8 protein-coding genes are annotated in these 10,285 nt (G+C 46.8%); 4 read left to right on the top strand and 4 right to left on the bottom strand.

Going from position 1 to position 10,285, the window contains the following annotated elements:
• Positions 1-162: 162 nt before the first annotated feature.
• On the bottom strand, positions 163-360 hold the full coding sequence (locus tag AAHF22_RS21230; protein ID WP_347327019.1) for a hypothetical protein: 198 nt from the start codon (positions 358-360) through the stop codon (positions 163-165).
• A 518-nt stretch (positions 361-878) separates the two neighbouring features.
• On the opposite strand from AAHF22_RS21230, the gene AAHF22_RS21225 reads away from it, so the two are divergent.
• Positions 879-1,253, top strand: a complete 375-nt coding sequence (locus AAHF22_RS21225; RefSeq protein WP_347327018.1) for a hypothetical protein — start codon at positions 879-881, stop codon at positions 1,251-1,253.
• Between the two features lie 267 nt (positions 1,254-1,520).
• Here the strand turns inward: AAHF22_RS21225 and AAHF22_RS21220 are convergent, their stop codons facing one another.
• Positions 1,521-1,745, bottom strand: coding sequence for a hypothetical protein (locus AAHF22_RS21220; protein ID WP_347327017.1), 225 nt, complete (start codon positions 1,743-1,745; stop codon positions 1,521-1,523).
• 351 nt (positions 1,746-2,096) lie between these two features.
• Positions 2,097-3,260, bottom strand: a complete 1,164-nt coding sequence (locus AAHF22_RS21215) for an ROK family protein (protein ID WP_347327016.1) — start codon at positions 3,258-3,260, stop codon at positions 2,097-2,099.
• 197 nt (positions 3,261-3,457) lie between these two features.
• Here AAHF22_RS21215 and xylA point away from each other — a divergent pair, with 197 nt between their 5' ends.
• The 3 genes from xylA to AAHF22_RS21200 all read left to right on the top strand — a co-directional run bounded on the left by xylA (position 3,458) and on the right by AAHF22_RS21200 (position 8,538).
• A complete protein-coding gene (gene xylA / locus AAHF22_RS21210) occupies positions 3,458-4,774 on the top strand; it encodes a xylose isomerase (protein WP_347327015.1) in 1,317 nt (438 codons plus the stop codon).
• 482 nt (positions 4,775-5,256) lie between these two features.
• Positions 5,257-6,753, top strand: coding sequence for a xylulokinase (gene xylB / locus AAHF22_RS21205; protein WP_347327014.1), 1,497 nt, complete (start codon positions 5,257-5,259; stop codon positions 6,751-6,753).
• Positions 6,754-7,401: 648 nt separating this feature from the next.
• The gene (locus tag AAHF22_RS21200) at positions 7,402-8,538 is read left to right on the top strand and encodes a transglutaminase domain-containing protein (RefSeq protein WP_347327013.1); all 1,137 of its coding nucleotides are present in this window, start codon (positions 7,402-7,404) and stop codon (positions 8,536-8,538) included.
• A gap of 236 nt (positions 8,539-8,774) precedes the next feature.
• On the opposite strand, the gene AAHF22_RS21195 is transcribed toward AAHF22_RS21200, so the two are convergent.
• Positions 8,775-10,247 carry an amino acid permease gene (locus AAHF22_RS21195; protein WP_347327012.1) on the bottom strand — a complete coding sequence of 491 codons (1,473 nt, stop codon included), beginning with the start codon at positions 10,245-10,247 and terminating at the stop codon, positions 8,775-8,777.
• Positions 10,248-10,285 lie beyond the last annotated feature (38 nt).

The following is a 10,285-nucleotide window of genomic DNA, read 5'->3' as shown; positions in this document are numbered from 1 at the left end:
TCCCCGGTAGAATACCGAGAAACGGTTGTAGCTTGAAGTGGCTTTTTAATGGTGTCTACTTGACGGGGGTAAGACCAACCAATATAGAGGTACTGGCTTTATTATACTTAAATCCATATGGCCTAACGAGCGACTGACCTTTTTTATGTCGAATAGGTTGAACTAAAACCAGACATTCGATATCGCCTGAAAAATCAAAAAAATCCCAAAGCCCGCCATTAACAACGAAATCCCTTTTTTACGCTTTGCTTGCGAAAAGTTAAATACACCGAGACTGAACAATGGCACAATAATCAGGGCAAACAAAAACATCAGTACATAAAAGGGCAACGAAATATCAGCAGTTTCCCAAAAATGCATAGTTGCTTTCTCTCCATTTCACAGTAGGTTCATCATCTGTTTACGTCATCATAAGGAAGCGAAAGTGGACTTTTCACCACATCACTCCATATCAAGTCATACTACGCGAGGCTTATGCAACACTAACTTGCCCGGCGCTATTCTCTCTATTTATCCATACGTTCTATTGATCTGTAGGATGGATGGTGTTATCGGATGTACACCAGTAGAAGCCATTATATAGCAGGCACATACGAAGTTCCTGCAATTACCAATATCGAAATTATAGACTATAATCCACAGCCTCGTTCGTTATAAATAAGGCGATTTTACGTCAAATTTGAAGGAAGTGAGCAAGCAAGTTGAAGCAAGTGAACAGGCAAAAGCAAAGCATTCATCAGTCTATTCATTTAAAATCGTTCTATCAAAGCGTCGTTGTTATCAAATAAAACTATAACGAGATCGGTCACTTTTCGCTAAAATTCGGTTGAATTCTAAATTATTCCGAGTATAATAATCGGTATACAATGAGATTGAAGGTGAATGAAATCGAGAATCTTATCCATAATATCGTAATAGAGCGAAATGATGATTATTTGGACTTGCTCAACTATGCAATCCAGATCGGTGATGAACAATGGCAACAGGAGATTTTGACGAATCTGAAGCGCCTGAACCACTCGGAGGAGTGGAAGCGTGAATGGGCGGTGACCGAGCAGCTGTGGAGACAGTTCGATCGTATTAATCAGCAGTTGTTATCACTGTACGATTCGATCCGTGAAACGAGCGATGATTCCTCCAAGCAATATCTGCTGGAGCAATGGTGGCAATTAAAGCTGGAGCGTATTTCCGTATCGCGTAAAATTCAGGCAGAGAGCCTGTCCACGCATAGCGATTGTGAATCCTGTCGATAATGAAGGGATGCTTCCCTTTTAGTATAAAAAAAAGCCGACCTTAGCGAAAGGTCGGCATCCTATATAGAGCTATACATTTAAGCTATAACGCGAAATCCATTTAAATTGAAGTTTGAAGCAGCAGGATCAGCCTCGATGAAGATGAGCCGACCTGTTCGTTCATTCTGAACAGTACCGCTTCTACATTGTACCGTTGCACCGGGACAATTCAAAACTAACATTCAAAACCAACCTAACAAGCCAGCATCATTCACAGATCACTGTGAATTACATGCTGGCTTGTTTCATGTCACGCATCATCGTCATCATGGACGTCATCATTTCATCGCACTCTTGCAGACGACCCATCATCATATCCATGTCCATATCCATTTCTTTCATGTTCATACCGGATTTGCTGCACATGTCCATCATCATTTTCATGTTGTTCATCTTGCTCATCATGTCTTCCATACACATTCCCATCATCATCTGCATACACATTTTGTCCATTGTCGCCAACTCCTTCAAAATGGTTTTTGATGTTGCCGGATGCAGAGCAGCAAGTGCAACTCTGATGCTGTTAGCATACTATAATTTCCAGCCAAACACAATTCCAAACAGCCGCAAACAACCTGAACGCGAAAGTTGCGCTGTTGTTTGCGGCTTAATGTGTAGAGCAGTCTGGCATAGAGGTTATTGTGTTCCCATCCTGTATTGAAAAGTACTTGCGATCGGATGAGGTATTCTTGATGGGGGATTCGTATTGCGATAGAGCGTACTTCTTGCTGTCAGCGCACGATCCGTCATGGGGGTTCCGTCACAGCTACGCGATTTCCCTCCATATCGATATGAACGATAGCTTTAGATCGATATCCGTACCCGGCCGAGAAATTGCGAGATCGCTGCATAAGCAGCACCGATTACGGTCGATTGTTCCCCAAGCTCGGAGTATTGAACGACCAGCTTTTGACGGTGATAGGGAAGTGTACGTTGCGACACGACGGCTTCTACATGTGGAGCGATCCACGGCTCAGCCTGACGCATATGTCCGCCGATAATGACCAGCTCCGGGTTAAAGCTGTTGACGAGATTCGTAATACCGATACCCAGATATTCACCAATTTGTTGGAATAAACGGATCGCTTCCGGCTCATCCCACATCGCTTGCTGTACCCAGTAGGCGGTATTTGTATTCGGATGCGGATCGATTAAGGTATGCTCGTATGCCAGCTCGGAAGCATACAGTTCCCAGCATCCGCGGCTTCCACAGGAGCAAGGCAAACCATTTGCTTCGACCGACATATGGCCCGTTTCTCCAGCATAGCCGCGTGCACCTGTATACGGTTGCCCGTCGATAATAATACCGGAGCCAATCCCCATACCAACACTAATATAGACGAGGTGTCGTGCATGTCGTCCAGCACCAAATTGCAGTTCACCGATTGCACCGGCATTGGCTTCATTGTCGATCGTGACAGGCAGTCCGAACAATTGCTCTAACTCCTCGCGCAGTGGCACACCTTCCCAGCCCAGGTTGGGTGCGAACAGCACATTGCCCTGCTCGTCTACCATACCGGGTACGCCTACACCCATACCGATCAAGCCGTGAACGGAGGGAGGCACTTCGGCAACCAGCACTGCCATCATACGCTGCATTAGTTCCAGTGTCGTTTCTACACGGTGATCAGGCAACGGTTCGGTATGGCGAGTAATGATTTTACCTTCCAGATCGGTGAGTACAATCGTCAACTCGTTCACACTCAGCTCTACACCTGCTGCATAGCCTGCGCTCTGATTGAATTCCAACATAAGCGGCTTGCGACCACCGCTAGATTGCCCTTCACCGGATTCCAGCACGAGTCGGTCATCGATCAGCTCCTGTACCAGATTGGATACGGTCGCTTTATTCAATCCCGTTAGCTGAGAAACACGTGTTCTGGATAAAGGGGCATAGGAACGAATGTTATCGAGTACGAGCGACTTGTTTATTTTTTTGACGAGTGCTTGATCACCTGTAATTTTCATGATGTTTCTCCTCTCCAGAATGAACGTTCTATGACTTTGTTTAATGAATAGACAAAGTCTTTTATATATGTTAGGATAGCGATGTAAACGATTTCTTTCAAGCTAAATATGGCAGAACGGATAGCGTACGACGTGAGCAACACCGATTCGGACGCGGAAGTTCTTGACCGAAAACGAATCAGAGGAGGATTTATGTAATGGCTTATTTTGCAGATATTGAACGTGTGCAATATGAAGGTGTCCAATCCAAAAATCCGTATGCTTTTAAATTTTACAATCCAACCCAGGTCGTTGCTGGTAAAACGATGGAAGAGCATCTGCGCTTCGGTATGGCGTACTGGCATACACTCGTTGCCGGTGGTGCTGATCCATTTGGCGTTGAAACGGCTTCTCGCCCGTGGGGTTCTTATACAGGTATGGATCTGGCAAAGGCTCGTGTTGAAGCTCTGTTCGAGCTGCTGGACAAGCTGAGCATTCCTTACTTCTGTTTTCATGATGTGGACATTGCACCGGAAGGCGATAGCCTCCGCGAATTTTATAACAATATCGATACGATTGTCGAGCTGATCGAGCAGAATATGAAGCAAACGGGCAAAAAATTGCTCTGGAATACAGCGAACATGTTCAGCAATCCACGCTTTATGCATGGTGCAGCATCGACATGTAATGCAGATGTGTACGCTCATGCAGCGGCACAGATCAAAAAGGGTCTTGAAGTCGGCAAACGTCTCGGTGCTGAAAACTATGTGTTCTGGGGCGGTCGTGAAGGATATGAGACGCTGCTGAACACCGATTATGCACTGGAACAGGACAATATGGCACGCATGTTCCATATGGCTGTTGATTATGCAAAAGAAATCGGTTTTGATGCCCAGTTCTTGATCGAGCCGAAGCCAAAAGAGCCGACAAAGCATCAGTACGATTTCGACGCGGCCACCGCAATTGCCTTCCTACAAAAGTACGATCTGACCGATCACTTTAAATTAAACTTGGAAGCGAATCATGCCACACTGGCTGGACATTCATTCCAGCACGAACTGCGTGTTGCGCGCACGAACGGTATGCTTGGCTCCCTTGATGCGAACCAGGGCGATATGCTGATCGGCTGGGATACAGATGAATTTCCGGTAGATCTGTATGCGGCAACGACGACGATGTATGAAGTATTGCAAAATGGCGGCATCGGTCGCGGCGGTATTAACTTTGATGCTAAAGTACGTCGTCCTTCTTACGCGGCGGACGATCTGGTGATCGCTCATATCGCAGGTATGGATACATTTGCGAAAGGTTTGACAACAGCGGCACGTCTGCTGGAAGATCGCGTGTTCGAGGACTTTATCGACAAACGCTACAGCAGTTTCCGTGAAGGCATCGGTGCCGATGTCGTCAATGGCAAAGCAACATTGTCCTCGCTGGCGGAATATGCGCTGAACAATGACCAGCCGCGTGCAAACGAGTCTGGTCGCGAAGAATTGCTGAAAGCAACATTAAACCAGTATCTGGTGACAGAATAATTGGCGAAAGCATAACTACGAGAAGAACAGACAACAGTCGCTTCCTTCGGTTCCCGTAAGGGAGCAGGGAGCGGCTTTGTTGCTTTTTGTATACATGTATATACGAATGTTGCAGGCAAGTGGATGACAAGAGCTAATAAGAGAGTTGGTACCGGGGTTAATCGTAGTGCTGATCAAATATTTCAATCGAATAATGCTAATAGTTCGGTATAACGGGCTGTTCGATGTAACTGATTGTTGGTTGTAACTGGCTGTTCGGTATAACGGGCTATTTGACTTAACTAATTGTTCGATGTAACTGGCTATTCGATGTAACTGGCAGAAGCGTAATTAATAGGGGAGCAATCGAATACGCCCATCATGGAGATAAGTTAAGCGTAATCCATATCAACATCATGCAATATCAATGTAACCCATATTAAAGTAATCCATAGATGGACAATGAAAAGTAAACGCACGGCTATTATTGGGGAGGTTATCGTATGAGCTATGTGATCGGTGTTGATTTGGGGACGAGTGCGGTGAAAACGGTACTTGTGAATCGGCAGGGACAGGTCGCTTTTGAAACATCGGAATCGTATCCGCTATCTCAACCGAAGCCGGGATATAGTGAGCAAAATCCCAAAGATTGGGTGCAAAAGACGTTATTATCGTTACGCAGACTGCTTGATGTATCGAATGTTCCCGCAAGCGAGATCGAAGGATTAAGCTTTTCCGGACAAATGCATGGTCTGGTATTGCTGGATGAGCAGCATGAAGTGATTCGTCCGGCGATGCTATGGAATGATACAAGGACAACTGCACAGTGTCGTCGTATTGAAGAGACACTTGGCGACGAACTGCTAAAGATTGCACGCAATCGTGCACTGGAAGGCTTTACGTTACCGAAAATATTGTGGGTGCAGGAACATGAGCCAGATAACTGGAAACGTGCGGCGTTATTCGTATTGCCCAAAGATTATGTGCGTTTCCGGCTAACCGGTGATCTGGCGATGGACTATTCGGATGCTGCGGGTACACTGCTGCTGGATGTAGCAGGTAAAGTATGGAGCGAACGTATTGCGTCTGCATTTGAATTGCCGATGTCGTTTTGCCCGCGCCTGGTGGAATCGTTTGACGATGTGGGTGGATTGTTGCCAGAGATCGCGGCGGAAACTGGACTGAACGAAAGCACACATGTGTATGCGGGTGGCGCAGACAATGCATGTGGCGCGATCGGTGCCGGTATTTTGACGGAAGGACAGACGATGTGCAGTATCGGTACATCCGGTGTGGTACTGTCGTATGAAGAGCGTAAAGATCTCGATTTTGCAGGAAAAGTACACTTTTTCAATCATAGTGAACAAGATGCATTTTATATTATGGGCGTTACGCTTGCTGCGGGGTACAGTCTGGAATGGTTCCGTAGCACCTTTGCGGCGGAACAGTCATTTGAAACGCTGTTAAGCGGTATCGATGAGATTGCGCCTGGAGCGGACGGCTTGCTGTTTACGCCATACATTGTTGGTGAGCGTACACCGCACCCGGATGCGGATATTCGCGGCAGCTTTATTGGAATGGATGCTGCGCATAAACTGCCTCACTTTGCCCGTGCCGTGCTGGAAGGGATCACGTTCTCGCTTCGTGAATCGATCGATATTTTGCGTGAGTCAGGCAAGTCGATTACTGAAGTGATCTCCATCGGTGGCGGTGCGAAAAATGAGACATGGCTGCAAATGCAGGCGGATATTTTCGGCGCAACGGTTGTACGGCTTGAAAATGAACAGGGACCGGCGATGGGTGCGGCGATGCTGGCGGCCTATGGCAGCGGCTGGTTTGAGTCATTGGAGCAGTGTGCAGCGGCGTTTCTGCGCCCGGCGCGCTCGTATGCACCGGATGCGGATCGCAAGAAGCGGTATGATGAATTATTTGCCATTTACCGCGATGTGTATACGGCGACGGCAGAACTGAATCGCAGATTGACTCGTTTGCGCGGGTAACGTGTACACTATAAGCAGAGCTGCACAAACAATAAGCAGAGCAGTACAAAGAGGCGAGCTAGGAACGCATTGTAGCGTTCTCAGCTCGTCTTTGCTATGTATATGTATATCTTTCTATTGTATTAGATGTTTCTGTCTTAGATCTTACAGTCTTAGATCTGACTATGTTAAATCTTATTGTGTTAGCGCTTATTTTATTAAATCTGACTATATTGTGGTTTTACAGGTTGCACCTTTTGATTCTAAGCCTGTATTCACCTTCAAGCGATTGAGTTTGTGTCCAGTCAGCAGGTTATATCATAGAAATGATGCGCTGATTTGTAGTCAAACAATGACAAGCGAATATCGGTAGTTGTATGGAGTCAGCGCTTCTTGTTATACGATAGCGGTACGCCTTTATGCTGCTTGAAATTCAGGACTATGTGCTACATAGGTGGCGATGTTATAATGAGCAAAATGACACGCTTTTCCGCCCTGGATAAGATGTAACGATGCCGAATACGCGCAACTATCGTATCGTTCATGCGTCTGCATATAGAGGCAAAAATAATTTATCATCTTGCTAGCTTATTCTATTATTGCAACCTGTCATTTTGCCGATATAATGCATTAAAGCGAATTCAATTTTGGAAGGGCGGATACGTCTGAATGAAAAACTCAAGTCATCTCTGGGCCAAAACCTTGCTGGCCGGAACGCTATTGTTCGCCGGCTTGCCACTTGTTAATGCTCCGCAGTCTGCACAGGCAGCTACTGCACAATCCGTTATGTACAGTTCCAGCGATGTGGTCAATCAGCTTTATCGCGCTCTAATGAACCGTGATGCAGAGACTACATTTGTATACAGTGGAACGACCGCAGGCCTGAAGGCTATGCTTCAGGATGCTTTTGAGCAGGCACTGGAGAAAGATCCGTACACGCAATATGTACTGGATAGCTACGGCTTGAGCTGGCGTCAAAATGCCTATTCCGCCAAAGTGACCGTGACGATGAGTTACCGTGAAACGGCTGCACAGACTGCCTATGTACAAAATCAGGTGAAGCAGACACTAGCCAATATCGTGACAACCGATATGAACGATCACCAGAAGGTGAAAGCGATCCATGACTGGGTTGTACGCAATGTAAAATACGATGAGACGTATACGCGTTATACCGCTTATGAAGCTTTGCATGATGGTACGGCCGTTTGTCAGGGGTATGCGCTGCTCACCTATGAGCTGCTCAAAGAAGCCGGCATTCAAAATTTGATCGTCGAAGGTACGGCTGGCGGCGAGCTGCATGCATGGAATCTGGTGAATTTGGACGGTACATGGTATCACCTCGATACAACATGGGATGATCCGGTTCCAGATCAAGGCGATGAGGTCGATACGACGTATTATCTGCTGACAGATGCTCAGATGAAAAAGGATCACAACTGGACAAAAACGTATCCAGCTGCCAATACAACTTATGCGAGCACACTGAATGCATTGATCAGCACAGGCGGTACACAATCAAGCATTTATCAGCAACTGGCACGTTCGCTCGATTATGCAACGATCGGCAATACAACAGCCGATTCGAACAATGTTGTTATTTCCGGTGCAGCGATCAAATCTCAAGTACAATCTGCACGTACAAACGGCAAAACGATGCTGGTGTTCCGCTACAACGGTAATCTGACCAGCCTGAAAAGTGATCTGCGTTCCCTGTCTTCACTCGGTGTGCGTTCGATCTCCTATACTGTACAATCCATGAACAGCAGCAATAACGACTTGAAAGTCACGCTGTACTGGCAATAAGTCAGCACAGTATGAATGGCAAAAAATAGCAAAAAACCTTTTCGTATCGCGCCGCCATGATCTGTTATCGATCAGGTTCGCTGTACGAAAAGGTTTTTTTTGATTTTAATTTCTGTTATAACCGTTTTATAAAAGTAACAGGCAGCTAATCGGAGCATATATACAACGAATGCTGGATTATACGTGCCTCATTACTTATTTTGAGAATGTGGAATGACAGATCTGGAGTAAGTCTATTACATATCCTGACGAGCACCGGTATCCAGATCGCACTCTTTTAATGGAATCACGCGTGTTCCTTTGCTCCATTTGTAGCCCAGCCACAGGATTAAGAATAACGGTACACTAACGTAAGTAGCAAAGATCGATTTCCAGTCGATGCCGTCTGCGGTAATGTATGACAGGCTTTGTCCCACGATTACAACCGCACATAGTAAAAAGGCGAATAGAGGTCCGAATGGGAACCATCGTGCACGGAAAGGCAGTTCATTCAGATCACGCCCCTGCGCGACAAAAGCGCGGCGGAATCGATAATGGCTAATCGCAATGCCAAGCCATGTAATAAAGCCACACATCCCGGAAGCGTTTAGCAGCCAGCTATAGACAATACCATCACCAAACAGTGAAGCGAAGAAAGCGAGCATCCCGAATGCAGCCGTGACGATCAGTGCATTTTGCGGAATACCACGCGAGTTCAGTCGAGCGAACATCTTCGGCGCTTTGCCATCGCGTGCCAGTGCAAACAGTACACGTGTAGAGGCGTACATGCCTGAGTTACCCGCAGACAATACCGAGGATAGAATAACCGCGTTCATAACAGCCGCTGCAAAAGCAAGCCCGGCTTTGTCAAAAATAAGCGTAAACGGGCTTACTCCGATATCCGTCAAATCACTGCCGAGCAGTGAAGGGGTTGTATACGGAATAAGCAGACCGATCACCAGAATCGCTAAAATGTAAAAGATCAGAATGCGCCAGAATACTTGGCGAATCGCACGCGGTACATGCTGACGTGGATTTTCACTTTCACCCGCAGCGACACCGATCAGCTCTGTACCCTGGAACGAGAAACCTGCCGCCATGAATACCCCGATAAAAGCAAGCAGTCCACCGTGGAACGGTGCATCGCCCATCGTAAAGTTGCGGAAGCCTACCGCTTCGCCGCCCATAATGCCGAAGATCATCAGCACGCCGACAATGAGGAACAGCACAACGACCGCGATTTTGATCATAGCGAACCAGTATTCCGATTCTCCATAGCCTTTAACCGATAACACATTCAGTAAAAAGATCAACGCCAGAAACAGCAGACTCCAGATAAAGGAAGAGCTGTCCGGGAACCAGTATTTAATAATAATCGTAGCTGCTGACAGCTCAGCAGCGATTGTCACTGCCCAGTTGTACCAGAAATTCCAGCCCATTGCGAAGCCAAAGGCAGGATCAACGAAACGAGCAGCATAGGTGTTGAATGAACCGGAGTCTGGCATATATGTGGCCATCTCTCCGAGACTTGTCATCAGAAAATACACCATAATGCCGACACATGCGTATGCCAGTAGCGCGCCACCGGGTCCAGCATTGGCGACAGCGCCGCCGCTCGCAAGGAACAATCCGGTGCCGATCGATCCGCCGAGCGCGATCATCGTCATATGTCTGGCACGTAGTCCAGCTTTCAGTTGGGTCTTGGTTGTGTTTGTTGCAGGTGAACTCATATTGCTTGGATACACTCCTTCATCATCGTTCAGGGGAA

Origin of the sequence: Paenibacillus wenxiniae (assembly GCF_039822605.1) — a bacterium.
GTDB classification, from domain to species: Bacteria; Bacillota; Bacilli; order Paenibacillales; family Paenibacillaceae; genus Saccharibacillus; species Saccharibacillus wenxiniae.
The sequence above is the reverse complement of the archived record's forward strand: the minus strand, read 5'-3'. Positions and strand labels throughout refer to the sequence as shown.

Coding starts and splice junctions, on each gene's coding strand:
- xylB (WP_347327014.1), top strand. CDS start 5,257: ATGAGCTATGTGATCGGTGTTGATTTGGGGACGAGTGCGGTGAAAACG.
- AAHF22_RS21220 (WP_347327017.1), bottom strand. CDS start 1,745: ATGGACAAAATGTGTATGCAGATGATGATGGGAATGTGTATGGAAGAC.
- xylA (WP_347327015.1), top strand. CDS start 3,458: ATGGCTTATTTTGCAGATATTGAACGTGTGCAATATGAAGGTGTCCAA.
- AAHF22_RS21230 (WP_347327019.1), bottom strand. CDS start 360: ATGCATTTTTGGGAAACTGCTGATATTTCGTTGCCCTTTTATGTACTG.
- AAHF22_RS21215 (WP_347327016.1), bottom strand. CDS start 3,260: ATGAAAATTACAGGTGATCAAGCACTCGTCAAAAAAATAAACAAGTCG.
- AAHF22_RS21200 (WP_347327013.1), top strand. CDS start 7,402: ATGAAAAACTCAAGTCATCTCTGGGCCAAAACCTTGCTGGCCGGAACG.
- AAHF22_RS21195 (WP_347327012.1), bottom strand. CDS start 10,247: ATGAGTTCACCTGCAACAAACACAACCAAGACCCAACTGAAAGCTGGA.